The sequence below is a fragment of the Planococcus circulans genome, assembly GCF_020023385.1.
In the GTDB taxonomy this organism is placed as follows: domain Bacteria; phylum Bacillota; class Bacilli; order Bacillales_A; family Planococcaceae; genus Planococcus.
Window position 1 is genome coordinate 140,805 of record NZ_JAIQCL010000007.1, and the last position, 26,493, is coordinate 167,297.

Below are 26,493 nucleotides of genomic sequence, written 5' to 3' on the forward strand. Positions count from 1 at the left end.
CATTCCCGAATTTTCTGGAATTAATCAATAGCTTATAGAAAAGGCACCAACTGAGCCCAGCAGAGAACAAGCCGAGATTGAACGGAGCAACTTTGATGAACAACTACGAAAATGGACAGAATATCGCCGCAGCAGCCGAAAAGAACATCCGCACAGATTTCAAGGAAAGCATGACTTATGGGGAATACTTGCACTTGGACAAGCTGTTGACAGCCCAGGAAGGGGTCAGTGGACATCATGATGAGACCTTATTCATCATCATCCACCAGGTTTCAGAGCTATGGATGAAGCTGATTTTGCATGAACTGCAGGCGGCCATCGACAATGTCAATAACGACGATCTGCAGCCGGCCTTCAAGCAATTAGCACGGGTGTCACGCATCCAATCGCAAATTATCCAAGGCTGGGATGTGCTGTCGACGCTGACGCCTGCTGAATACATGGAGTTCCGCGATGATTTGGGGAATGCCAGTGGATTTCAGTCTTATCAGTATCGAATGATTGAATTTGCCCTTGGCTACAAAACTAAACATGTGCTGAAGATCTATGAAAAAGATGCGCCGCTTCATGTGGAACTTGAAAAGGCATTCAATGCGCCGGGCCTTTATGATGCAGCGATCCAAAAACTGGCCAGAAGCGGATTTGCCATCGATCAGGAAATACTGGAACGGGACGTCAGCATGGTCTACGAATCCAACGAAAGTGTGCGCGAAGCATGGAAAACCATCTATCGCGATGTGGATACCTATTGGGAGTTGTACCAATTGGCAGAGAAATTAGTGGATATTGAAGATTGGCTGCAGCAATGGCGATTCCGTCATATGAAGACAGTGGAGCGCGTGATTGGATTTAAGCAAGGAACTGGCGGCTCATCAGGAGTCAACTATTTGAAGAAAGTTCTTGATCAATATTTCTTCCCGGAATTATGGGAAATACGGACAGATATTTAGGAGGGGTTTTGTGAAGATTTACGCGCATAGAGGTTGCTCAGGGAATTATCCGGAAAACACATTAGTAGCCTTTCGTGCAGCGGCTGAATTGCCGATTACGGGTGTCGAGCTTGATGTGCATTTAACCAAAGACGGCGAAATCGTTGTCATTCACGATGAAAAAGTTAACCGCACGACAAATGGCAAAGGTTATGTAAAAGAAATGACTTTAAAAGAACTGAGGGAGCTGGATTGCGGTTCCTGGTATTCCGAAGAATGGAACGATGAAAAAATTCCGACCTTGGACGAAGTATTCGATATTTTTGAAGAAACCAACCATCGGCTGAATATCGAATTGAAGACAGATGTCTTCCCGTACGATGGATTAGCCGATAAAGTGGTCGATCTGGCTGCAAAGCGCGGATTTACGGATCGTGTGCTGATCTCTTCTTTTAACCACGAAGACGTTCAATCCATTGTCCTGGGAAAACAAGTGGAAAGCGCCATCCTGACCTTTGCAGTCCTGGTGGATGTCTACGACTATGCCCGTATTGTTGGGACGAAGCGAATCCATGTTTCCTTGCCATCGGCGTTCAGAAGAATGACTACAGACGCTTTGCGCAAGGGTGCCATAGTCTATGTCTATACAGTCAATGACCAGACTTACGCAGAAGAACTGCAAAAAATCGGAGTCCACGGCATCTTTACGGATTACCCCGAAAAGATGCTGGCACATTTCAGCTGATAGTTAAACTACGTAATTATATTTTGATGAAATTGCTCCACCACTTGTATAGTTTATATTTTTTCCTTAAAAAAGACGAATCGGATTTCTCCGATTCGTCTTTTTGGTTTACCATTTGGCGTAATGCTCCTCGATGGAACCGAGAAGCTGGGTGATCTTCAGTTTTTTGCCATCGGGATAACGGACATAACCATTATAATAGCCGAAACATTGATGGACTTCCGATTTGACGAGACGCACATCGGTTTTGGAAACACGTTCAAAAAATGGGGAGAACGTCAGTCTGACATCATCGGAAAATTTGCTGTGGATCAGCCACGGCTTCTTATAATCTTCCTTATCGTAATGGAACAAAACATCCTCATGGATTTTCGTCATTTTGCCATTTACGAAAAAAGCGTTCTCGGTCATTCCTGTGCCATCGGTCCATTTACCGCCTAAATTCAGGCCGATCACTTTTCCGAGCGAGCGTTGGGATGCCATTCCCCAGTTCCAAACGGATTCCCGCGGCCAGACGCCGCGGCCGTAATCCAATACGGCAAAGCTATCGAGTTTTTCAAATTCAAACTGTTGGCTGCCGATTTTCACCATCCCACTGACCGGCAGGGATGTATGTTTGCCGGTGAATTGGAAAGTTTGGCGATTCCAAGGGACCACGACGTTTAAGGATTCATAATCTTCGGGATGGGAAATGACTAAAAGCGCTTCCAGATCTTCTCCATCAAATTCTTTGACGCTGACTGTTAAATGTGTAGCGTCCTGACTATATACTGATTCGATTGTCATGGTTTCACTGCGGAAATAGCAAGGATCCAATGCGTTTTCAGATAGTTTTACATGTCGCGTGAAAGGAACTACAATCGTTTTTTCATAAAACCGCTGCGTTTCGTAATTAAGGAAGTACACGAAGCAGACAGTTGCATAATCCAGATGGGAAATCGTAGCCGAAAACAGGATTTCATCTCCGAACACACACCAATAATTCCACTTTTTCTTCCGCATAAAATTGCCGCGTAAATTGCTTTCCACCAATGGCTGTTTGGCATACCCAATGGCTTTTGGATTTAATTGGCCTCTTGCATCACAAAGTTTTACAAATTCAGTAAGCTCTCGTTCCACATGTTGCATTAAATCCACCTCACCATCATTCTTCTACTCTTATTGTAGCAGAACAAAAGAGGAATATCCGTTTAGGGAGGGCCGGTTCAGCCGAAAAGTCTGAAAAATAAAAATAACGTATATGTCATTAGTCGCAGTTTTCTTTTACAAAGCGTCCCGTCTCCACTGGAAGGCAAGTGTTCCTTCTCCTGCATGGACAGCAAGTGATGAACTCAAGTCTCCGATTAGAATTTCAGCATCCGGCATCTCTTTCAACACTTCTTGTTTTAGGCTTTCGGCTTCTTTCATCACATGGCCATGCATGATCTGGAAGTGTCGGATGCCAAACTCCTCGTAATCTTTTTTCGCATGATTGATCAAATATTGAATTGCTTTTTTGTGGGATCGGACTTTGTCGATCGGCTGGAGTTCACCTTCAGAAGTAAGCTGAACAATCGGTTTAATCTGCAGCAGGCTTCCCAAATAATACTGGGCACCGCTCATTCGGCCGCCTTTGTATAACTGTGTCAGATTGCCGATCAAAATGTAGTTGCGGAAATTTGCAGTTTCCTTTTCCAGGCGTTGCGCGATTTCTTCAGCTTCAAGTCCCTGCTCCTGAAGTTTGAGGCCACGCTCGATCAATCCTGACAAGCCATAGGATAGCGCGAGTGAGTCGATTGCATAGACCTTAAACTCGCTCATTTCAGCGCCGGCAGTAGAAGAGGCAATCGTTCCGCTGAGCTTTGCAGAAGCGTGGACGGCAATTGCGCATTCATATTCTTCTTTGAGTTTGTCGTAAAGTTCGGCAAATTTACCGGCGGATGGTTGGGAGGTTTTGGGGAATTCGGATGCCTCCTTTATCCGTCGATAAAGTTCGTCATTCGTCAGATGCACCCCATCATCAATGTATTCTTCGGTCCCAAAATGAATGTTCAACGGAACAATGTAGACGTCCGGATGGGCCTTGAATTCCTCTGTAACAAATCCTGTGGTATCCATAACCCACGCAATCGGCTTTTTCATGATATAACCCCCGTCTTTTTAGAATAGTTAGAATACAAAAACTATAACATGGATAATATTTCTGCGGTAGCAATAGCCGTCGAAGGTGAATTACTTACAAAGAAGAAGCGCGGAATCGGTTGTTGAACGATTCTATAATATCGGATTTATGTTTAATTACAATAATAAAAACAGCTGCAATCAAGGGCCAGATAATGAGCCAGACCTGAAGGATGAGGGCCATTGCGATAAAACCGGAAAAGCTGGCAAGCATCGAAAGTGTCGCGCTTTTGAGCCAAGGATAAAATGCCAGGAAGAGAATGAGCATCGCCAAAAACAAATCCGGCGTTAAGCAGAACGTGACACCGATGAAAGCGGCAATTCCTTTGCCACCGCGGTATTTGAGCCAAAACGGGAATAGATGGCCAAGAATGACAGCGAGACCCGCAACAGCGATTTCCCAGATCGGGAAATCGAAAAAGAAGCCGATCCAGACAACCAGTGCCCCTTTGCCGGCATCACCAAGAAAAGTCAAAATAAAAGCAGATTTTCCAAGGATGGCACCGGCGTTCCGAGCTCCCAGGTTGCCGCTGCGCTGCTGCCGCAGATCAACGCCTTTCCATTTGCCGATCCACCAGGCTGTCAAAAAATTACCGATAAAATAAGAAAATAGCCAGTATGCGATCATGAGGAAGCCTCCAATTTTGATAGTAAAGCAGAGTAGAAAGGCCTCCCCTGCAGAGCGGGAAGGCCTTGATGGAAAAGTTTAGTTTAGCTCTGCAGTTTCGAAAAGATAATCGCTGATGACACGAAGGCCTTTATCGAAGTTTTCCAGATGGAAATGTTCGTTGGGTGCATGGAAATTCTCTGAAGCAAGCCCGAAGCCCATCAAGACGATCGGCAAGCCAAGAATCTCATCGAATGCAGCAACGATTGGAATGGAGCCACCCATGCGGGTGAATGCAGTCGGTACACCATAGATTTTTTCATACGAGCGGCCGGCTGCCTGGATCGCAGGATGGTCGAAAGGAGTGAGGAAAGGTTTCCCTTTGTCGAACTCGGAAATCTCAACTGAGACGCCTGCAGGTTTATGGGATTCCACATGCGCTTTCAATTTTGCGACGATATCGTCGGGATCCTGATTCGGCACCAGACGGCAGGTGATTTTCGTGCTGGCTTCTGCAGGCAAAACGGTCTTGATGCCTTCACCCGAAAAGCCGCCGGTAATGCCGTTGACTTCGAGTGTCGGACGAATCCATGTGCGCTCTACAAAAGAATAGCCTTTTTCGCCGAAGTCTTCTAAAATGCCGATCTCTTTTTTCTCATGCTCAAGATCGAATTCAAGCGCTGCAAATTCTTCACGCTCTTTATCGGAGACTTCGAGTACGTCATCGTAAAAACCGTCCACTTGAATCAAGCCTTCCTGGTCACGGAACGATTGCAGGATTTCAACGATGGCATGCAGTGGATTTTGGACTGCGCCGCCGTATAGTCCGGAATGCAGATCGCCTTTTGGCCCTTTGACATCGATTTGGATGCCGGCAAGCCCACGCAATCCGTAACAGACAGCTGGGCGTCCGGGCCCTTGCATGCCGGTATCGGAAATGACGATGACATCAGCTTTCAATAATTCCTGATTTTCTTCGACATATTTCGGAAGATTGGGACTGCCGATCTCTTCTTCGCCCTCGATGATGAATTTGATGTTGACCGGCAATTCGCCATTCAGTTTCAGAAGAGCTTCAGCAGCTTTGATGTGCATGAATACCTGGCCTTTGTCATCACTTGCGCCACGGGCGTACAGTTTGTTGTCGCGCACTTGCGGTTCGAATGGAGGAGATTCCCACAGCTCCAGTGGATCCACTGGCTGGACATCGTAATGGCCATAAACCAATACGGTCGGTTTGCCTTCTGCATGCAGCCAGTCAGCATAAACAACCGGATGTCCATCGGTTTCATCGATTTTTGCGTTTTCCAGGCCAGCACTTTCAAATGCGGTGATCAGCCATTCAGCCCCTTTTTGCATATCCGCTTTATGTTCGGATAAAGAGCTGACAGAAGGGATGCGCAAAAACGTTTTTAATTCGTCCAGGTGTGCTTCCCGGTTGTCTTTGAAGTATTGGTCTATCGCTTGAGCGTTCATCAGGATCCCTCGATTCGTGTATTTTGAGTATGAAAAAATTATAACATACCAAGTTTTGGTTTTCGACAAGTGGAAATTGGCTGTGGTATAGTGTTTACTACGGAAAGAGTTCGTAAAATTATGTGTTTAAGGCACTGGAGGAAATAAAATTGTTTATAGCATTAGGTATCTTTTTGGTGATGTCGTTCTTCCTATCCGGAAGCGAAACGGCATTGACCGCAGTAAATAGGATGAAGGTCCATCTTCGCGCAGAGCAGGGTGACGCCAAGGCGCAGAAACTGCAGAAATTAATTGCGAAGCCGGACCGAATGATTACGACAATTTTAATCGGCAATAACATCGCCAACATCATGCTTCCGACCTTAGTGACCACTATTGCAATTACCAGGGGATGGGAAGTCGGGCTTGCGACGGCTATTCTGACGATTGTCCTTATTATCTTCGGAGAAGTGCTGCCGAAAACAATTGCGGCGACATTTGCTGATAAAGTAGCTTACATTGTATTCCCGGTCATCAGTTTCCTGGTCGTCATTCTGATGCCATTGACCTGGTTGCTGGCACAATTCACGAATATTTTTATCCGCATCATCTCCAAAGGTTCGGTGAAGGAAGCGACTATGACAAAAGAAGAGCTGCGGACGATGGTTGACATTGCATCGACGGAAGGTACGTTTGAAGAAGGTGAATCCGAGCGCATCAAAGGGGTTTTGGATTTCCCCCATAAAGACGTATCGGACGTCATGTCGACTCACCGAACCGATACAGTGGGCATTGCAATCGGCTCGACCTATGAAGAAGTTCGCGACTTGATCCTGGATTCCTCCTACACACGCTATCCGGTTTATGAAGAAAGCATGGACAATGTCGTCGGCTTGTTTTATTCGAAGAAACTGATCGAATGGTCAATGAATCCGAACTTGACACTGGAAGAATTGATGGACGATAACCCGCTATTTGTAGTCCAGTCGGTCAGCGTTGAAAAAGTCTTTAAGATGATGATGGCGAAGAAAAAGCATATGGCTGTTATTTTGGATGAATACGGTGGAACGCTTGGAATTGTCACGCACGAAGACATTATCGAAGAAATGATCGGCCAGGATATCGAAGATGAAACAGATGAAGAAGACGATGAACTGGTCTTTGAAATGACGGACACCTTATTGTCATGCCATGGCCGTCTTGAAATTGAAGACGTCAATGACATGTTCAAAGTGGAAGTACCCAATGACCACGATACCATCGCCGGTTTTGTCATGCAGCAGTTGGGGCATGTGCCGGACGAAGGGGAACAGTTCACCTATGAAAACCTTCACGTTGAAATCAACGAAATGGACCGTAACCGTATTGTGCGCTTAACCATTACAAAAACAGATAAAGAAGAAGTGTTAGCATAGAGAAACCCCCTGTCCTCGGACAGGGGGTTTCAGACTGTAGACAAAGTTTGACCAAAATGTATAGGGGTGCATAATCCCCAAGCGGTCCGGCCACTCCGCTTTCCGTGGGCTCAGCTTCAGCCTCCTCGTCACTGGAAAACCCATGCTCCTGCATCGCTGCGCTAGCTTCGTCGCAAAGGCTTGACCTCACAAGTTTCGGCCAATGCCTTTCCTGCGGGGTCTTCAGCTATCGCTGTCCCACAGGAGTCTTCGTGGCCAGCCCGCTTGGGGGTGTATTGCTTCAATTAAAGAGAGAAACTTGCTAGTCAATTTTAGAAAAAATAATCACAACAAACCTGGTAACTCCTTCACTCAAGGATCCGGAGCGCAAGGCGGCGAGCCCGCGGAAAGCGTCCGCCTGAAGCACAGGATCCGGTATAAACATAATAAAATGTATATTCATTCTTTAAATGACATCAATATTCTTTTGTCTACAAGCTCAAACCCCCTGTCCTCGGACAGGGGGTTTTTCGTTCAGGCTGGATTCAAACGAGGAGAAACCCGGTTTATAAAAAGTTCCCTATATTACACCTTTGTAAGGGAAATGAAAGTAGAAGCGATAGAGTGAAAGGTAAACTTCCGTCAAGATAAGGATATAAGAGAAAGCGGAAGCAACAACAGCTCCGCTGGACAAGCAGAACGGACGGGGGCACGATCATGGAAACCTTATACACAGAATATAATCGCTACATCTATCATTTATGCTTGAAACTGACACGCAATAAAGCCGAAGCGGAGGACTTGATGCAGGAAGTTTGGCTGAAGGTTGTACGCTATGAATCTTCGATTGCTGAAGTGGATCATGTAAAGGCATGGTTGACGACAATCTGCATGAATACGTTCCGTGATCGTTACCGCAAAAATGTACGGCGCAGCAAACACCTGATTCAACAGCCAGAAGGCTTGGATGTTTCGTTATTGGATCTGATTCCTTCTGATTCAGCCGGTGCAGCTGAATTGCTTGAGAAACAGGATGTATCTGTCATGATCCGCCACAAGATTTCAGAGCTGGACACGATTTACCGCACGACGATCCTCTATTTCTACGTCCATCAATATTCGCTGATTGAAATCGCAGACGCGATGAAAGTATCGATTGGAACAGTGAAATCCCGCCTTTTCCGCGGTAAGCAGCGCTTGAAAGACATGCTGATGGAAGACGATCGTACACGCGAATATGTGGTAGCTATTTAAAATTGAAAAAACGTATATTGCAACACCGGAATTGTCGGAAACTGCCAACAAATTCGGTGATTTTTTTATGGGAAATATTATAAGGATTTTATTCTCTTACTGGTTATAATAAACAGGAGGGGGAAAGTCCATGAAAAAGAAGAAGTTTCAGGATTGGAGCAGAAGAAGGCGGATTGTTATGGGCACCGTCGGTATTCTGGCATTCCTGTATATCGCAGTCATCGTGTGGCAGACTTTCAAGCCTTTGCCTGAAGGGATTTCAAGCGCAGGTGACCTCCATGCAGTTGAACAGGTTGAAATGATTTATGATTTATCTTACGCGCAAGATAAAGAAGGTATGGAAACTGAAAGCGAATTACGGATATTCAATGAAATTTATGACATGATCGATGAGGCGGAAGAATTCATCGTCCTGGATCTTTTCCTTTTTGATAATTACAATGACCAGGATACGGACTTTCCAGCGGTATCGGAAACTTTGACGGATCATTTACTCGACAAAAAAGAAGGAAATCCGGATTTCCCTATCTATTTTATTACAGATCCGCTGAACTTTGGCTACGGATCTTATGAAAATCAATTTTTGGGCACGTTGGAAGACGAAGGCGTCGAAGTCATTACGACAGACCTGGACAAGCTGCGAGATTCTACGCCACTGTATTCGGGATTTTACCGGGTGATTTTCCAATGGTTTGATGCTGGCGGAAAAGGCTGGGTACCGAACGGGATGTCGAGTGATGCACCTGACTTAACCTTGTCTTCTTACTTGAAGATGATGAATATTAAAGCCAATCACCGGAAAACGGTCATTACGGAAAATGAGGCATTGATCAGTTCGGCGAATCCCCATAATGCCAGTGGCTTGCATGGCAATATGGCCTTTAAGGTCAGCGGACCGGTTGTCAATGATATTTTGGAAGCAGAGGAAGCCGTATCCCGATTTTCAGGTGGGCCGGAGCTGCCCAGAATCGAAGTGGCTGAACAACAGGGAGACTATCAAGTGCAATACTTGACGGAACGGAAAGTGTTGGATGCTTTGCTTTCGGATATTGAAAAAACGGCAGAAGGCGACACCATCCAATTGGCGATGTTCTACATCGCTGAAAGCAGTGTGGTCAAGGCTTTGACGGACGCAGCCAATCGCGGAGTGGAGATCCGCTTGATCCTGGACGCCAATGAAAATGCTTTTGGTACTGAAAAGACAGGTTTACCGAACCGGCCGGTGGTCCATGAGATGTTGGCTGAAACGGAAGATCGTCTGCAGGTACGCTGGTATAATGCGGTTGTCGGACAATTCCATACAAAATCCATCATGATCCAAACATCGGACGAAACAATCGTTTCGGGCGGGTCCACAAATTACACCGAGCGGGCGTTCAATGATTATAATCTGGAAAGCAATATCAGGATTGTGGCGCCAAACGACAGCGAACTGACTGGAGATATGGAAACTTATTTTGATCGGCTCTGGAACAATGAAGATGCCTTATATACATTGGATACTGAAGAATACCAAGATGACTTCACATTTTGGCAACGCGGCATCTATGGATTCCAAAAACTGTTCAAATTGACGACGTATTGAAAAAAGCCTCTTCCGGAAAAACCGGAAGAGGCTTTTTTGTTATTACGATTGTACCGGTTTGCCGGCTGTAATCCATTCTTCAACGTCCCAGACTTTTGTTGCCAAGCCTTCGTAGAAGTCAGGTTCATGGCTTACCAGAACGATGGTGCCTTTATAAGCTTGCATCGCCCGTTTTAGTTCAGCTTTTGCATTGATATCCAAGTGGTTGGTCGGCTCATCGAAAATCAGCCAATTGCTTTCTTCCATCATCAATTTGCAAAGGCGGACTTTGGCTTGTTCGCCACCGCTCAGTTGAGTCATTGGACGCGAAATATGTTCGTTCTTCAAACCAGTACGGGCAAGAGCGCCGCGCACCTGGCCTTGGTCCATACTCGGATAAGCTGCCCAGATTTCATCGAGTGGTGTATGCGTCGGTGCTTTGACTTCCTGTTCGAAATAACTCGGAGTCAAATATTCACCGCGAAGCACATCGCCGTCCAAAGGCTTGATTTTGCCGAGCATCGTTTTAAGCAAAGTCGATTTCCCCACACCATTCATACCGACAAGGGCAATTTTTTCACCGCGTTCGATCATAAAGGTCAATGGTGGCAAGAGCGGCTTGTCATAGCCGATGGAAAGCGCTTCGGCTTCAACGACGTAGCGGCTCGGGCTGCGTGTTTCCTTGAATGCAAATTGCGGATTTGCCGCAACTTCCGGTTTGTCGATACGATCCATGCGGTCCAGCTGTTTCTGGCGTGACTTGGCACGGCCGGTTGTAGAAGCGCGTGCTTTGTTTTTCGCGATGAAGGTTTCGGTTTTCTTGATCATGTCTTCCTGTCTTTCGTAAGCGTCCAAATGCTGTTGCTTGCTCAGCTCAGCAAGTTCGATGAATTTTTCGTAAGTCGCTGTATAACGCGTCAGACGTGAAAATTCCAAGTGGAAAATGACGCTTGTGACACTGCTCATGAATTCCGTATCATGAGAAATCAACAGGAAGGCATGCGGATAGTTCTTCAGGTAATTGACGAGCCATTGAATATGCTCTTCGTCCAGATAGTTGGTCGGCTCATCCAAAAGCAATACTTTCGGCTTTTCAAGAAGCAATTTCGCCAATAGCAGCTTGGTGCGCTGTCCACCGGAAAGAGCTTCCACATTGCGGTCAAGCCCGATTGCATCAAGGCCTAAGCCGCGTGCAATTTCTTCGACTTTGCCGTCCAATGTGTAAAAATCGCCAGCGTCCAAAGCGTCCTGTGCTTCCGCCATCTGCTCAAGCAGTTCTTCCAGCCGTTCAGGATCGGCATCACCCATTTGCATGGCGACATCGTTCAATTCCGCTTCTTTCTGGTAAAGAGGCAGGAACGCGTCCTGAAGGGTTTCGCGGATTGTGCGTCCAGACTGCAGCTGGGTGTGCTGGTCCAAGTAACCGTAATGGGTCCGCGGCTGCCATTCAACGCGCCCGTCATCGTGGATGATCTTGCCTGTTAAAATATTCATCATTGTCGATTTCCCGACGCCATTGGCCCCGACTAATCCTACATGTTCACCTTCGACCAATCGAAACGATACATCGTTGAAAAGGGTCCGGTCACCGAACGTGTGGCTTAAATTTTCTACTGTCAATAAACTCATTTAATAAATTCCTCCATTATCATAAAAAAAATCGCGGTTACAGATCCGCGAGTTTTTGGTTTAATTCCGCAAGTTGTAGTTCCATTTTTTCCAAACGCAATTCCGCTTTCTCTACCATTCCGGCATGTCCAGTCGTTTCCAGCTTCTCGATATCACCTTGATGGCGCACATAATCCATCTTCAGCTCAGCAATCGCGTATTCCAATTCCTGCTTGTTCACAAAATCATCCTTATTTTTCTACCATTGTAACACAAAAACACAAAAGTTGAATCCTTAACGATTTTCATTCATTATATAAAACCTGTATAATTCCAAAAAAAGAACAAAAGGAAGTGACTTGCCATCGATACCCTATTATTCGACTTGATGCTAATTATTTTTCTGGGAGTGCTCTCCCAATGGGTCGCCTGGCGTCTTCAGCTTCCTGCCATTGTCCTGATGTCGATCGCGGGTCTCCTTGTCGGACCGATTTTCGAAGTGATCCATCCGGCTGAAAGTTTCGGAGATCTGTTCAATCCCTTTATTTCGTTGGCAGTCGCCATCATCTTGTTTGAAGGCAGCTTGAACTTGAATTTCAAGGAAATCCGCACTTTCGGCAAACCGATTTTACGGATCGTTACACTTGGTGCTTTTATCGCCTGGATCGTCGGGTCGCTGGCAGCGCATTATATCGCCGGATTGTCCTGGGCGGTAGCCTTTGTCATCGGTGGACTATTCATCGTCACCGGCCCAACGGTGATTCTGCCGCTGCTTCGGCAGGCAAAGCTGAAATCGCGACCAGCCGCCATCTTGAAATGGGAAGGCATTATCGTAGATCCTTTCGGGGCACTGCTGGCTTTGTTTGCGTTCCAGTTTGTGCTGTTCGCTAATGGCGACGAAACAGCCGCCGCTTTTGGCCTGTTCTTCCTGGCCTCGCTTTTTGCCGCCGCACTTGGCGCAGGAGCAGGGGGGCTGATGGGGCTGATGTTCGAGAAAGGACAGGTCCCGGAATTTCTGAAAGCCCCGATGGTATTCGGTATGGTGCTGCTGACATTTGTCGTGTCGGATCTGATTATGCACGAAACGGGGCTGTTGGCAGTTACCGCTATGGGCATGATCATGGCCAATATGAACATCGCCTCGATCAACGACATGCGCCATTTCAAGGAAAATATTTCTGTCCTGTTGATTTCCAGTATTTTTGTCATGCTGACGGCTTCTTTAAGTCTTGATGTATTGATCGGAATCTTCAATTGGCAAATCATTTCATTCGTCTTGGCGACGTTGTTCGTCGTTCGTCCACTGTCCATCTGGCTGTCGACGATCGGCACCGATTTGACCCTTCAGGAAAAAACACTGGTCGGTTGGATTGCGCCGCGCGGAATTGTGGCATTGACGGTTTCCGGTTATTTTGCGGGAGTTCTGCTCGATGCCGGTTTCGCGGATGCAGAACTGCTGACCGCCCTGACATTCGCGCTGGTCTTTTCGACGGTTGTGGTCCACGGCTTCACCATCGGCTGGCTGGGAAGAAAGCTTGGCCTGGCGACAGCCGACGATCCGGGCATCATCATCGTGGGTGCCAGCCGATTCGCAACCAAGCTTGGCGAAGCACTGGCTAATCTCAATAAAAACGTGTTGATCATGGATCCGTCCTGGGGCCGTCTCCAAGGAGCCCGTCAGGTTGGCTTGAAGACTTATGCCGGTGAAATCCTATCGGAGCACACAGATTACGAAGTGGAATTGACGCCATATGAGACAATGATCGTCGCCACTGAAACCGATTCCTACAATGCGCTTGTCGTCAATAACTTCGTACCGGAACTGGGCCGGGCAAATCTGTACCAGACGGCCATTCACCAAGGAGATCCGGCCGATTTCCACTCCTCATTGAGCGGACGGACCCTGTTCGGGGAGACGTGGAACATCCACGAATTGGAGATGAAGACGGAAGAAGGTTATACGATGCGCAAAACGCAGTTGACGGAGCGGTTCAGTTTTGAAGATTTCCAAGGCAAATGGACCGGCGAAAACATTCCGCTCTTTATCCAGCGGCCACAAGGAAAAATTGAATTCTTCGCTCAAAACAATAAGCTTGAGCCGAAAGCTGGAGATACCGTTGTCAGCTTCACTTCACCGGCCCGCCAGTCGGACCGTGCACAAGAGCGCTTGGAAAACAAACGCTTCAAACTCGCCACTCAGTCTAAAGAATGAAATCATTCCCTTCTAAGCTTTTCGATGCGTATTGTGAAACAGGGTTTGTTATGATGAAAACAAACGGATTGTTGCGGATTTTATTGTAATGATACGAATTCAAAACAGACAACCGACAGTTACTTTACGCATTCTGAGGAGGACATAGGATTATGAAGGTTTTATTAGTAGACGGAACGATTCTGGGGAGCAAGACCGGGGCTATCCTGGAGCAGGTGGAGATCTACATCAAAGAATTCAATCCCGAAATGGAATTGACGATATTAAAGCTGGCCGATTATGACCATCAATTCGTCGATGGCCGCCCACTCGGCGAATACAACGACAGCATGCAGGAAATCGTCCGCCGCTTTGAAGACGCTGACGGCTATATCATCGCGTCCCCGATTTTCCAGGGGTCGATTCCCGGTGTTTTGAAAAACACTTTCGATATGCTGCATCCGCGCACGATGCGCTACAAGCCGGTATCGATCGTGGCGAACGGCGGCACGTATCAGCATCATCTGGTCATTGAAAACCAGCTCAAGCCGATTCTCGATTACTTCCGCTGCCTGGTGACGCCGAACTACGTCTACACCCACAGCAGCCATTTCGACGAAACCAACACCATCACCAACGAAGACGTCCACAACCGCCTGCGCGAATTGGCGCGTGTCTTCGTGCAATACGCCGAGATGAGCAAGCATCTATCGAAGGAAACGCTGGATAATCATTGATTGATAAGAAAAACCTCCCTGTGTGGGAGGTTTTTTTGTTTGTGTTCCGCTGGAAATGAAATACGTTCCATAAGCCTGGAAATACGACTCGTTAGGAATAGGATACGATCCACAGCCACGCATATATGATCCATTGAGCCCGAAATACGATTTTCCTCCCTATTTGGCTTTATTCCGCAAGTCCATCTCAGGAATCATATATCTGAGGCTTTTATAGTTGCCAACAGTTTTGAAACCGCAACGCTTTAAAATTTTCACAGCGTTCGACCTTGACTCCATCTCCGTAAAGCTCCGGAATTCCTGATTTGAAATAGTGTCCGCAACTAATAAGCGATAATCCTGTAGGGCTAATAAATGGGCATCCTGCTGCCGGTTGCTGCAATTGAGGCACCGCCATAAATCGCGGGAATAGACCATTTTCGAAAAAGAGCATGCGGAACAAAAAACACCGGTTTGTAATGGGAAAGTAATGGGTTCGGACTGATAGGCTGTGGGCGGACATTGGTAAGCCAGGAGAAGATCGCATAGTTGGGGAACATCAAATGACGGGTAGGTGGCATGTTGTTCAATCAATTGATCTAATACAAATGGAAACCCAGAGAGATGGATAACTCGTCGTTCAACAGCTTCGAGCTTGAGGATGCTTGAGGGATTTGTAAATACAACAATGCCGATAACAGGAATCTTATAGTTGGTCAGCTGCCGGATCTTTTTTTCGTGGCGATAAAGCTGATCGTCGGGATTTCTCATACCCATGGTTTCTGTATGTAGTGTTCGGGTGAATTGCCGAGTCGTTCCGTCCATTTCAATAACTCCACCGATGTTTTTAATCTCTATGATGGCAATGAATTTGGAAAAGACACAGACAGCATCCATTTGATGAGCAGGAATGGCATAGTCGGGGATAACTCTGAAGACTTCATCGCTTGCATAATCATGCCAGATTCGGTCAAACCACCTTTCGCCGGCATATCCAGCGGTCCACGTCCTCACTTTTTCTTTTACATCGGCATACGTTGGATGATGAAAAGGGGTGCGGGCCAGCAGTGCTTCCAAATAAATAAGGATATTGGGCCGCCGGCGTTCAAACAGTTGCAAACACATCATTCCTTTCAAGGGAGTTTAAAATAATATAGCGTTATCGACTAATGAAATCAAGAATATTCCGACTTTATTTTCAAGGTAATGCAGTTTTAACTGGATACGATCCATTGGGAGTGAAATACGTTCCATAAGTTCTGAAATACGATTCGCAAAACTTTAAATATATTCCATAGAACGGAAAATATGATTCTGGCGCATTTTTTTCCTTTAAAATCAGAAAATGTTACAATAACCACATCAGAAATGAGGGTGAATCCAAATGAAATCAATCGTTTTAGCAGAAAAGCCGTCCGTGGCGCGTGATATTGCGCGTGTTCTCGGATGCGAACAAAAAGGCAACGGGTACCTGGAAGGCAAGCAGTATATCGTCACGTGGGCGCTTGGCCACTTGGTGACGCATGCCCAGCCGGAGCAGTACGACAACGACTTTAAGGAATGGAAGATGGACACGCTGCCGATCATTCCGAAGCCGTTCAAGCTGGTGCCGATCAAGCAGTCGATGAAACAGTTCAATGCGGTTAAATCACAGCTGCAGCGCGGCGATGTCAAAGATGTCATCATCGCGACAGACGCCGGGCGCGAAGGCGAGCTGGTGGCGCGCTGGATCCTGGAGAAAACGAATACGCGCAAGCCTGTGAAGCGGTTATGGATTTCGTCCGTCACCGACAAAGCCATCAAAGACGGCTTCAATAACCTGAAAGATGGCAAAGCTTACGAAAACCTTTACGCGGCAGCTGTCGCGCGTGCGGAAGCGGACTGGGTGGTCGGCATCAATGCGACGCGCGCGCTGACCGTCAAATACAATGCGCAATTGTCGACTGGCCGCGTGCAGACGCCGACACTGGCGATGATTGCCGAACGTGAGCAGCAGATCCGTAATTTCCAGCCGAAGCCGTATTACGGCATGCAGGCGATTACCGACAAGGCCGCCTTCACCTGGACGGACGGCAACTCGACGCAATCCTTCGACAAGGACAAAGTCGACCAGCTGTTCAATAAACTCCAGAATACGCATGAAGGCACGGTGACGGATATCAAAATCACGCCGAAACGCCAGCCGGCACCGCCTTTATTTGACTTGACCGAACTGCAGAAAGAAGCCTACAAGCGCTATAGCTGGTCGGCGAAAGAGACGCTCAACACGTTGCAGAACCTGTACGAGCGCTACAAAATCGTGACCTACCCGCGGACCGACTCGAAGCATCTGACGAGCGATATGCGCGACACTTTGAAAGACCGCGTCAAGGCGGTGCAGATGGGACCTTACCGCAGCCTGGCCGCGATGATCCTGAAAAATCCGGTGGCGCCGCAAAAAGGCGTCATCGACGATGGCAAAGTTTCCGATCACCATGCCATCATCCCGACGGAAGAAACGCCGCCGCTGCATGACTTGTCCGACAAAGAGCATAAATTATACGACATGATCGTCAAGCGCTTCCTCGCGGTATTTTATCCGCAGTATGAGTACGACCAGACGACCGTCAAGCTGACTGCCGGCGGGGAAACCTTCCAGGCGAAAGGCAATACGATCCGCAATGAAGGATGGAAACGCGTCTACAAAGATGAAGGCGACGACAACGATACGACGCTGCCGCCGTTTGAAAACGGCCAGAAGCTGGCCATCAAAGGCATCGCCCTGACTGATGGCAAAACCAAGCCGCCCGCTTTCTTCAATGAAGGAACGCTGCTCGGCGCTATGGAAAACCCGGCGCAGTTCATGAGCGGCGAATCGAAAGAACTGATCCAGACACTTGGCGAAACAGGTGGCCTCGGCACGGTTGCGACGCGTGCGGATGTCATCGATAAATTGTTCAACACCTTCCTGATCGAGAAAAAAGGCAAGGACCTGACGATCACGTCAAAAGGCCGCCAGCTGCTCGAGCTTGTTCCGGAAGACTTGAAGTCACCGAAACTGACAGCCGACTGGGAACAGCAATTGACCAAGATCGCCAAGGGCCAATTGAAAAAAGAAGAATTCATCAAAGAAATGATCGTCTTCGCCGAGAAATCGGTGTCGGACATCAAGAAGAGCGACAAGAAATTCAAGCACGACAACATCACCGGCAAAATGTGCCCGGATTGCGGCAAACCACTTCTTGAAGTCAACGGCAAGCGCGGCAAGATGAATGTCTGCCAGGACCGTGACTGCGGCTACAAAAAGAATGTGGCAATGCAGACCAATGCCCGCTGCCCGAACTGCCACAAGAAACTCGAGATGCAGGGCGAAGGCGACGGCAAGATTTTCGTCTGCAAATGCGGACATCGCGAGAAGCTGTCGGCCTTTGAAAAACGCAAAAAATCCGGCCAGTCAAAAGCCAATAAGAAAGACGTCAATAAATACTTGAACCAGCAGGATGAAGCGCCGCAAAATACGGCAATGGCCGATGCATTGAAAAAATTATTGGGCCAAACTGAATAGAAACCCGTTGGTGAAGATGGTATGCTGTGACGAAGAGAGTTTTCAAATAAGGAGAAAACGCCATGGCTAAGAAAATTGCAAAAACCAATGCGGCACGCATGCTCGACAAAGAGAAAATCTCTTACGAACTGCTTCATTACAGTACAGATGACGGCAAAGTGGATGGCGTTTCTGTTGCCGCTAAAATCGGCGCCTCTGCTGACCTTGTCTACAAGACATTGGTGGCGATCGGTGCGTCAAAGCAGGCTTTTGTGTTCGTCATTCCGGTTGCAGAAGAGCTGGACTTGAAAAAAGCGGCCAAAGCCGCCGGCGAAAAGAAAATCGACATGGCACCGTCCAAAGACATTCTGTCATTGACCGGCTACATCCGGGGGGGCTGTTCACCTGTCGGGATGAAAAAACCGTTTCCGACATTCCTTTCAGCAGAAGCGGAACAATTGCCCGAAATGATCATATCCGCCGGCAAAATCGGCATGCAGCTGAAACTGGCTCCTGTCGAACTGGCCCGTGTGACAAATGCCCAGTTTGCCGAATTAACAGCCTCCGGTCAATGAGGCCTCCATCCATTCTTTTCGAATGGGTGGATTTTTCATATCATACTAGCAGAAAGAAGGATTTGGATGAAGCGTTCGTTGTTTTACCGTTGGCTGTTTTTTATTGTCGGATTGATCGTGCTCGCTCTTGGTTTCACCATGACCATCAAAGGCAGCAAACTGGGCATCGGACCATGGGATGTGCTCCATGTCGGGCTGTACCTGAATTTCGGATTGACGATCGGCACCTGGTCGGTCATCGCGGGGTTTGTGCTGATTGCCAGCACCGCTTTGTTCACACGGCGAATTCCGCAGATCGGCACCTTCCTGAATATGGTGCTGATCGGCGTCTTCATCGATATTTTCAACTTCCTGATTCCGGACATCCACACACTGGTCGGGCAAATCCTGATTTTGACGGCCGGAATCGTCGTTTCGGGTTATGGCGTCGGTCTCTACGTGTCGCCGAAAATCGGAGCGGGGCCGCGGGATAGCCTGATGATGATGCTCGTTGAAAAGACCGGACTCAGCATCAGCGTCGTGCGGGCGGGGATCGAAGTGGGGGTCGCCTTGCTCGGCTGGCTGCTCGGTGGACCGGTCGGAGTCGGTACCATTGCTGTCGCGTTGCTGACCGGGAGGATCGTGCAAATCTCCCTGCCGCAATTTGAAAAGCTGCTGGTGACGCTCATCGGCAGAAAAGAAGAAGTTCCGCCTGTGCTCAAAATTTGAGCTGGGCCAGCTTAAAATGAAAACAGGAAAGCTTGTTTTTATACAAATGAAATCTGCAGCGATGGCCCATTGATGGGGCAAACGAAAAAGGAAGCCAGGTGTACGTTGCCTGGCTTCCTTTTGACGCTATGCAGGAAATAAGCTGAATCTTCCATCCGTCTCATATAGTTGAAACCGCTCTGCTGATATGGTATAAATAAAGCCGAGTAACTCTATTGGTTTTATTAAATATAAGCATAAAGGGGCATTTTTATGGGACGTGAATTTGTAGAAATCTTTGATGAATGGGTTCATACGTATGATGATTCAGTTAATGGAAAAGATGAGGAATACAAGGATGTATTCGTAAAATATAATGAAATTCTGCAGGCAGTGGCCGATGCGGCAGTTGGTCCGGTGGTGGAATTCGGTGTCGGTACGGGAAACCTGACCGAAAAACTTCTTGCCCGTGGCCTGGAAGTGGTGGGAATCGAACCGAATCAGGCGATGCGTGAAGTGGTCGCGGAAAAACTGAAAGACCTGACAGTCACAGACGGAGATTTTCTGGAATTTGAGGCAGGCGTCACACCGCAGAGCTTTGTCAGCTCTTACGCCTTCCATCATTTGACGGATGCCGAAAAAGCACGGGCATTCCAGATTTATGCGGAGCAATTGCCGGCAGGCGGCAAAGTGGTTTTCGCAGATACGCTATTCGAATCAGAAGATGCTAAAAAGGAAATAATTGCATTTGAACAAGCAAGAGGTCATGCTAATCTAGTAGAGGACTTGAACCGGGAATATTACACCACGGTGCCTGTCATGGAAAAATTGATTACAGATGCAGGGTTTACGGTAGAATTGTCGAAGTTGAACAATTACGTATTTCTGATTGATGCAACGAAAAAATAAGAAACAAGGAGCGATTGAGATGAAAAAAATGAATGTTGAAAGCTTTAACTTGGACCATACAAAAGTAGTGGCGCCATATGTACGCCTCGCAGGAGAAAAAACTGGAGCCAAAGGCGATACGATCCGCAAATACGATATCCGTTTCAAACAGCCGAACAAAGAACATATGGATATGCCCGGACTTCATTCCCTTGAGCATATGATGGCAGAACACAGCCGCAACCATTCAGATAACATTGTGGATATCGGGCCAATGGGATGCCAGACCGGCTATTACCTGTCCGTCATCAACCATGACGATTATGAAGACATTCTCCGCATTCTTGAAAACACATTGAAGGATGTAATCGAAGCGGACGAAGTGCCGGCATGCAATGAAGTTCAATGCGGTTGGGCTGCGAGCCATAGCTTAGAAGGCGCAAAAGAACTGGCGCGTGAAATGCTGGCGAAAAAAGACCAATGGCGCCAAGTCTTCGCGGATGAAGCGATCTAAGGAGAATAACGATGAACTATGTTACTGAAATTCAACAACTGATCGGCAATACGCCACTGTTGGAACTGACACACAGCGAAATTCCGAACGGCTGCCGCATTTTTGCCAAGCTGGAGTATTTTAACCCCGGCGGCAGCGTCAAAGACCGTTTGGGCGTTTCGTTGATTGAAGATGCTGAAAAACGCGGGCTGCTCCAACCGGGCGGTACGATGATCGAGCCGACAGCCGGCAACACCGGCATCGGTTTGGCGATCGCCGCCATCGGCAAAGGCTATCACGTGAAATTTGTAGTGCCTGAAAAATTCAGCCAGGAAAAACAGGGGCTGATGCGCGCATTGGGAGCGGAAGTCATTAATACGCCGACTGAAAAGGGTATCAAAGGCGCAATCGAAAAAGCCAAGGAACTGGTGGAAGAGCAAGGGGCATTTTCCCCTTCCCAATTTTCCAACCCAGCCAATCCCGAAACCTATGTCCGGACACTTGGGCCGGAAGTCTGGGAAGCGCTAGACGGTGAAATCGATATTTTTATTGCCGGGGCAGGATCCGGAGGCACTTTCATGGGCACAGCGCGTTATTTGAAATCAAAAAAGCCAGCCATCAAAACCGTCATTGTGGAACCGGAAGGCTCGATTTTAAACGGCGGGCCATCAGGACCACATTTGACGGAAGGCATCGGCATGGAATTTTTGCCGGATTACATGGATGAGAGCTATTTTGAAGCCATCCACACCATCCTGGATAAAGAAGCATTTATGGCCGTTCGCGAGTTGGCAAAAAACGAGGGTTTATTAGTAGGAAGCTCTTCCGGTGCAGCTTTTGTAGCAGCGCTCAGGGAAGCGGAAACTGCTACGCCGGGAAGCCATATTGTGACTGTCTTTGCTGACTCAAGCGAACGTTATATGAGCCAAAATATTTATAGCAGAAGTTTTGAGGAGGATCAGTAATGAAACCAAAAACAAGATTAATCCACGGTGGCATTGTCGGAGATGAAGCGACAGGCGCCGTGTCTACGCCGATCTATCAGGTCAGCACCTATAAGCAGGAAGCGGTCGGCAAATTTAAAGGCTATGAATATTCACGGACAGGCAATCCGACACGCCATGCACTGGAAGAATTGATCGCGGATGTGGAATTCGGCCACGCCGGTTTTGCATTCGGTTCAGGGATGGCTGCGATTTCGTCAGTCATGATGCTGTTTTCAGCCGGAGACCACGTCGTCCTGACAGACGACGTTTATGGCGGTACCTACCGTGTCATCAATAAAGTACTGAACCGTTTCGGCTTGGAATTCACGTTTGTCGATACCGGCAACCTGGCGGAAGTGGAAGCGGCAGTCAAAGAAAATACCAAAGCGATTTTCATTGAAACACCGACCAATCCGCTGTTGAAAGTGACAGATATCGAAGCGGTCGCTGCCTTCGCTAAATCGAAGGATCTGCTGACGATTGTCGACAACACGTTCATGACGCCTTACCTGCAGAATCCGATTGCTTTGGGTGCTGACATTGTTGTGCACAGTGCGACCAAATACATCGGCGGGCATAGTGATGTCGTAGCAGGTTTGGTTGTCGTCAATTCAGCGGAACTTGCTGAAGAGGTCCACTTTGTGCAAAACTCCATCGGTGCGATTTTAGGGCCGCAGGATTCTTGGCTGCTGATCCGTGGATTGAAGACATTGGGCTTACGCATGGAAGAAGCCAATTCCAATGCACAGAAAATTGCAGAGTTTTTGGAAGCGCATGACGCCGTCGGCAAAGTCATCTATCCAGGACTTGAAAGCCATCCAGGACGCGAATTAATGCAGAAACAAGCGACTGGTTTCGGTGGCATGATTTCATTTGATGTAGGCAGCAAGGAAAAGGCCGGAGAATTATTGGCGAAGCTGAAATACTTTACCTTGGCTGAAAGTTTAGGCGCCGTGGAAAGCTTGATTTCCGTACCGGCACAAATGACCCATGCTTCAATTCCTATTGAACGCCGTGGCGAGTTGGGCATCGTCGAAGGACTCGTTCGAATTTCAGTCGGAATCGAAGATGTTGAAGATTTGATCGAAGATCTGGAAAATGCTTTAAAATAAGTGACAAACCGCCTAATAAAGGCGGTTTTTTTACGTTCTCTTTCTATAATTAAAACCATTTGAACTATTTGTAATAGGGAAAAATGAATCTTATAACCTGTAATTTCGTAACTCGAAATATACCTTTTCCCCTATTCTTCTGACTATTCTGTCATGGTAAGATTTTGAAAGAAATAATATTCTGACAGTTTGGAAGGGGATGCAACATGAAGAACAGCAAATGGGTATCGATCTTATCGGCTAGTGCGTTAACCCTATCTTTATTCGCGCCAGCAGCTGCAGCGGCACCAACCGAGGCAGTACCATCAGCAAACGACTGGAACAGTGAACGATACGGGGACCGGATCGATATCGACCAAAGCTTGAATGATTTAGCGCAGGATGAAAATTTCAAAAAAGAAGCGGATAAAAAGATAAAAGAACAGGCGGATGACGTGACAGACGGAACGTCTGAGGCGGCAGCCGACGGAGCATTTACAGAAGATCACGGGACGAAATTATTCCTGGACCGCAATTTAGCTTTTAAAGAATTTACACTTCGGAGCATTGGCGACAACGTGGAAATCTGGGTAGCCAAAGATTTGGCTTACGGGCCAAATAACCCGAAACCGGCTGACGTGGTCACACAGGCTCAGGTGGATAAATTAAAGGCTGAGTTTGACAGCAACATCTATCCGGTAGCAACTGACTTCTTCGGAACACCGGATCAATTGGATGGCTCTAACTCGCCACTTCCCGGTATGGTTAACCTTCCTGAAGGCTATTACGAAGGATCTGATAAAGTCATCATGCTGGTCGATAATGTCCAGGATGAAGGCTGGAACAACCCAAGTTACCCATTCTTTGTTGCCGGCTTCTTCTGGCAGACGCTTGAAAACTACACAGACCGCAACATCATCACCATCGATACGAATTCATGGGAAACACGTTTGGAGAGCACATTCTTCGGGACAACAATCCACGAATTGCAGCATTTGATCCAAGCTGATAATGACCCTTCTGAAGAAACATGGTTGAATGAAGGCATGTCGACATTCTCTGAATTTCTGGGCGGATATGGTCACGGAGAAGGATCAATCAACTTCTATTTGGACCACCCGGAAAACTCATTAGTCAACTGGGACGAGCATGGAACTGCAGCAACCGGTCCTGAAACAATTGCGGATTACGGCCAGGTTTACCTGTTCACTCTTTATATGTACGACAAGTTCGGACAAGAGTTCATCCGTGAATTAGCGACAGACGGCGACAGCCAGGGAATGGCGAGCGTCGATAAAGTATTGCAGGATTATGGCACCAATAAGACATTCACTGAAGTCTACCAGAATTTCATGACGGCGTTGACGTTGGACAACTCAGACGTCAGCAGCGATTATAATTTCGAAAGCATTGATTTGCGTGAACTGCCGGTCGGTACAAATGGTGACGTGCGCGGCAAAACGGTAGACTTTGAAAAAGCGAAGACCTTTGAAAAAGAAGGCGTTCCAGCATGGGGCGGCGACTTTAAGGAATTCAACTTCGGCAAAGATGTCCGCGGCCTGGAATTTGACGGCGTCGACTTCCTGCCATTGCAATGGAAAACTGTAGCAGATCCAAAAGGTTCTGGTGCACAGGTGCTACACGCAAATAACGGCGACGAAGCAGATCAGGAATTGATTTTTGGAGCAACTATTCCTGCTGCCGACGCGACATTGACGTTCGAGCATTACTACGATACTGAAGAGCAATGGGATTTCGGTATGGTTCAGGTTTCAACTGACAATGGCGATTCATGGACTTCTCTTGAAAATGAAAACACGCGCAGTGATGTAGTTGAAGAAGGTTACCCGACCATCAAGGAAAACGTGCCTGGATTTACTGGAACGAATGGTGATTGGGCAACTGAAAGCTTTGATTTATCCGCTTATGCAGGACAGGATGTTCTGGTTTCATTCCGCAACCTGACTGACTGGGGTTCAAACAATTCAGGGTGGTTCATCAAGAATATTGAATTAGGCGAGTTCACAGCTGATGGCACTTCAACGGATGTGTTCCAGTCATTGGGTCAATTGAAAGGTGACTATGTCAACTTCACGACAACATTCATCCAAACCAAGAAAAACGGCAAAGAACGCGTTTTCCACGTTGATCCATTTAACGTGACAGAAAAGCAGGCGTTGGACCTTAACCAGGTTCTTCGTGAAGGCAATGTGAAAATGATCACTTCTTACGCTGCAGAAGAAGGGCAAAAAGAAGCGAAAGAATTCACGTATGAAGTAATCTATAAGCAAGACAACCCGAACAAAGGCAAGAACAAAGAAAAAAGCAATAAATAAGCTGAAAGCGGACCTCGGTCCGCTTTTTCTTTTGGAGAAAAAGCCCCGTATGGTAAGATGGAAACTGAGATTGTTTGTGAAAGGAAGAGGACATTGTCGAAAAAACTAGATACATTTTTAGATGAAAATTTAACAGAATTAAAAGAGCAGGGCCTCTATAATGAAATCGATCCGGTTGAAGGACCGAACGGCGCCATCATCAAAGTGCGCGGCAAGGAACTGATCAACCTTTCTTCAAATAACTACCTGGGGCTTGCGACCAACGAAGAGTTGAAGCAAGTGGCAAAAGATGCTATCGATAAATATGGTGTCGGTGCAGGGGCAGTCCGCACTATCAACGGAACGCTTGATCTGCACGTGAAATTGGAAGAGAAATTAGCCGAGTTTAAAGGAACCGAAGCGGCTATTTCCTACCAATCCGGTTTTAATTGCAACATGGCGGCGATTTCAGCTGTAATGGACAAGAACGATGCGATTCTGTCCGATCAATTGAACCATGCATCAATCATCGATGGCTGCCGCTTGTCAAAAGCGAAAATCATCGCGTTCAAGCATTCCGATATGGAAGACCTTCGCATGAAAGCGAAAGAAGCGACAGAATCAGGCCTCTACAATAAAGTTATGGTCATCACGGACGGGGTCTTCTCAATGGATGGCGATATCGCCAAACTTCCTGAGATTGTGGAAATCGCCAAGGAATTCGACTTGATCACGTACGTGGATGATGCGCACGGTTCAGGCGTCACTGGCAAAGGAAAAGGAACTGTGAAGCATTTCGGCCTTGAAAAAGAAGTCGATATGCAAATGGGAACTTTGTCTAAGGCAGTCGGAGTTGTCGGCGGTTATGTAGCCGGCAAAAAGAATCTCATCGATTGGCTGAAAGTCCGTTCACGTCCATTCCTGTTCTCGACAGCGGTAACTCCAGGCGACGTGGCAGCTATCACCGCTGCAGTCCAAATGATCATGGATTCAACGGAATTGCATGATCAATTATGGAGCAACGGCGATTACCTGAAAAAAGGGCTGGATGCATTAGGCTTTGATATCGGCCATTCCGAAACGCCGATTACACCTTGCATCATCGGCGACGAAAAGCTGACGCAGGAATTTTCGAAGCGTTTGTTCGAAGAAGGCGTTTATGCCAAGTCGATCGTTTTCCCAACCGTTCCAAAAGGCACTGGACGCGTACGTAACATGCCGACAGCTGCCCACACGAAAGAAATGTTGGATGAAGCCATCGCCACTTACGAAAAAGTCGGCAAAGAATTAGGCGTCATCAAGTAAATAAACG

The 26,493-nt window shown here is 47.3% G+C and carries 23 protein-coding genes; 16 read left to right on the forward strand and 7 right to left on the reverse strand.

What is annotated here, in order from left to right; genetic code table 11:
• Positions 1-95 precede the first annotated feature (95 nt).
• Both kynA and K8U60_RS12780 read left to right on the forward strand, forming a co-directional pair.
• On the forward strand, positions 96-950 hold the full coding sequence (kynA, locus tag K8U60_RS12775; RefSeq protein ID WP_223639976.1) for a tryptophan 2,3-dioxygenase: 855 nt from the start codon (positions 96-98) through the stop codon (positions 948-950).
• Between the two features lie 10 nt (positions 951-960).
• Positions 961-1,674, forward strand: a complete 714-nt coding sequence (locus tag K8U60_RS12780) for a glycerophosphodiester phosphodiesterase (protein WP_223639979.1) — start codon at positions 961-963, stop codon at positions 1,672-1,674.
• Between the two features lie 108 nt (positions 1,675-1,782).
• Here the strand turns inward: K8U60_RS12780 and K8U60_RS12785 are convergent, their stop codons facing one another.
• The 4 genes from K8U60_RS12785 to K8U60_RS12800 form a co-directional block, all read right to left on the reverse strand.
• Positions 1,783-2,802, reverse strand: a complete 1,020-nt coding sequence (locus tag K8U60_RS12785) for a DUF2804 domain-containing protein (RefSeq protein ID WP_223639982.1) — start codon at positions 2,800-2,802, stop codon at positions 1,783-1,785.
• A 135-nt stretch (positions 2,803-2,937) separates the two neighbouring features.
• The gene (locus K8U60_RS12790) at positions 2,938-3,795 is read right to left on the reverse strand and encodes a DegV family protein (RefSeq protein WP_223639985.1); all 858 of its coding nucleotides are present in this window, start codon (positions 3,793-3,795) and stop codon (positions 2,938-2,940) included.
• Positions 3,796-3,889: 94 nt separating this feature from the next.
• Positions 3,890-4,462 (reverse strand): glycerol-3-phosphate acyltransferase, encoded by a 573-nt coding sequence (locus K8U60_RS12795; RefSeq protein WP_223639987.1) that lies wholly within the window; start codon positions 4,460-4,462, stop codon positions 3,890-3,892.
• Between the two features lie 78 nt (positions 4,463-4,540).
• Positions 4,541-5,917, reverse strand: a complete 1,377-nt coding sequence (locus K8U60_RS12800) for a dipeptidase (protein ID WP_411730366.1) — start codon at positions 5,915-5,917, stop codon at positions 4,541-4,543.
• A gap of 149 nt (positions 5,918-6,066) precedes the next feature.
• Between K8U60_RS12800 and K8U60_RS12805 the strand changes: the two genes are divergently transcribed.
• The 3 genes from K8U60_RS12805 (at position 6,067) to K8U60_RS12815 (ending at position 10,129) form a co-directional block, all read left to right on the forward strand.
• Complete coding sequence (locus K8U60_RS12805; RefSeq protein WP_223640003.1) at positions 6,067-7,311, forward strand: CNNM domain-containing protein; 1,245 nt, start codon at positions 6,067-6,069, stop codon at positions 7,309-7,311.
• 696 nt (positions 7,312-8,007) lie between these two features.
• The gene (locus K8U60_RS12810; RefSeq protein ID WP_223640006.1) at positions 8,008-8,544 is read left to right on the forward strand and encodes an RNA polymerase sigma factor; all 537 of its coding nucleotides are present in this window, start codon (positions 8,008-8,010) and stop codon (positions 8,542-8,544) included.
• Positions 8,545-8,674: 130 nt separating this feature from the next.
• Positions 8,675-10,129 carry a phospholipase D family protein gene (locus K8U60_RS12815; RefSeq protein ID WP_223640009.1) on the forward strand — a complete coding sequence of 485 codons (1,455 nt, stop codon included), beginning with the start codon at positions 8,675-8,677 and terminating at the stop codon, positions 10,127-10,129.
• A gap of 42 nt (positions 10,130-10,171) precedes the next feature.
• On the opposite strand, the gene K8U60_RS12820 is transcribed toward K8U60_RS12815, so the two are convergent.
• Positions 10,172-11,737, reverse strand: coding sequence for an ABC-F family ATP-binding cassette domain-containing protein (locus tag K8U60_RS12820; protein WP_223640012.1), 1,566 nt, complete (start codon positions 11,735-11,737; stop codon positions 10,172-10,174).
• Between the two features lie 37 nt (positions 11,738-11,774).
• Positions 11,775-11,957: an SE1832 family protein gene (locus K8U60_RS12825; protein ID WP_142827060.1), complete on the reverse strand. Its 183-nt coding sequence runs from the start codon at positions 11,955-11,957 to the stop codon at positions 11,775-11,777.
• Positions 11,958-12,104: 147 nt separating this feature from the next.
• On the opposite strand from K8U60_RS12825, the gene K8U60_RS12830 reads away from it, so the two are divergent.
• Positions 12,105-13,928: a cation:proton antiporter gene (locus K8U60_RS12830; protein ID WP_223640015.1), complete on the forward strand. Its 1,824-nt coding sequence runs from the start codon at positions 12,105-12,107 to the stop codon at positions 13,926-13,928.
• Between the two features lie 152 nt (positions 13,929-14,080).
• Positions 14,081-14,644 (forward strand): NADPH-dependent FMN reductase, encoded by a 564-nt coding sequence (locus tag K8U60_RS12835; protein WP_223640018.1) that lies wholly within the window; start codon positions 14,081-14,083, stop codon positions 14,642-14,644.
• A gap of 159 nt (positions 14,645-14,803) precedes the next feature.
• Here the strand turns inward: K8U60_RS12835 and K8U60_RS12840 are convergent, their stop codons facing one another.
• The gene (locus K8U60_RS12840) at positions 14,804-15,742 is read right to left on the reverse strand and encodes a nuclease-related domain-containing protein (protein WP_223640021.1); all 939 of its coding nucleotides are present in this window, start codon (positions 15,740-15,742) and stop codon (positions 14,804-14,806) included.
• Positions 15,743-16,007: 265 nt separating this feature from the next.
• On the opposite strand from K8U60_RS12840, the gene K8U60_RS12845 reads away from it, so the two are divergent.
• From K8U60_RS12845 to K8U60_RS12885, 9 genes are all read left to right on the forward strand, one after another.
• Positions 16,008-18,167, forward strand: coding sequence for a DNA topoisomerase III (locus K8U60_RS12845; protein WP_223640024.1), 2,160 nt, complete (start codon positions 16,008-16,010; stop codon positions 18,165-18,167).
• A gap of 62 nt (positions 18,168-18,229) precedes the next feature.
• Positions 18,230-18,721, forward strand: a complete 492-nt coding sequence (gene ybaK, locus K8U60_RS12850; protein WP_223640027.1) for a Cys-tRNA(Pro) deacylase — start codon at positions 18,230-18,232, stop codon at positions 18,719-18,721.
• Positions 18,722-18,787: 66 nt separating this feature from the next.
• A complete protein-coding gene (locus K8U60_RS12855) occupies positions 18,788-19,429 on the forward strand; it encodes a YczE/YyaS/YitT family protein (protein ID WP_223640030.1) in 642 nt (213 codons plus the stop codon).
• 252 nt (positions 19,430-19,681) lie between these two features.
• Positions 19,682-20,317: a class I SAM-dependent methyltransferase gene (locus tag K8U60_RS12860; protein ID WP_223640033.1), complete on the forward strand. Its 636-nt coding sequence runs from the start codon at positions 19,682-19,684 to the stop codon at positions 20,315-20,317.
• A 19-nt stretch (positions 20,318-20,336) separates the two neighbouring features.
• Positions 20,337-20,810, forward strand: coding sequence for an S-ribosylhomocysteine lyase (locus tag K8U60_RS12865; RefSeq protein WP_223640035.1), 474 nt, complete (start codon positions 20,337-20,339; stop codon positions 20,808-20,810).
• Between the two features lie 11 nt (positions 20,811-20,821).
• Positions 20,822-21,754, forward strand: coding sequence for a PLP-dependent cysteine synthase family protein (locus K8U60_RS12870; RefSeq protein WP_223640049.1), 933 nt, complete (start codon positions 20,822-20,824; stop codon positions 21,752-21,754).
• A complete protein-coding gene (locus tag K8U60_RS12875) occupies positions 21,754-22,887 on the forward strand; it encodes a bifunctional cystathionine gamma-lyase/homocysteine desulfhydrase (protein WP_223640052.1) in 1,134 nt (377 codons plus the stop codon). Before K8U60_RS12870 ends, K8U60_RS12875 begins: the two co-directional genes overlap by 1 nt.
• A gap of 206 nt (positions 22,888-23,093) precedes the next feature.
• Positions 23,094-25,202, forward strand: a complete 2,109-nt coding sequence (locus K8U60_RS12880) for a M6 family metallopeptidase (RefSeq protein ID WP_223640065.1) — start codon at positions 23,094-23,096, stop codon at positions 25,200-25,202.
• A gap of 93 nt (positions 25,203-25,295) precedes the next feature.
• Positions 25,296-26,486 carry a glycine C-acetyltransferase gene (locus K8U60_RS12885; protein WP_223640068.1) on the forward strand — a complete coding sequence of 397 codons (1,191 nt, stop codon included), beginning with the start codon at positions 25,296-25,298 and terminating at the stop codon, positions 26,484-26,486.
• Positions 26,487-26,493: the final 7 nt, after the last annotated feature.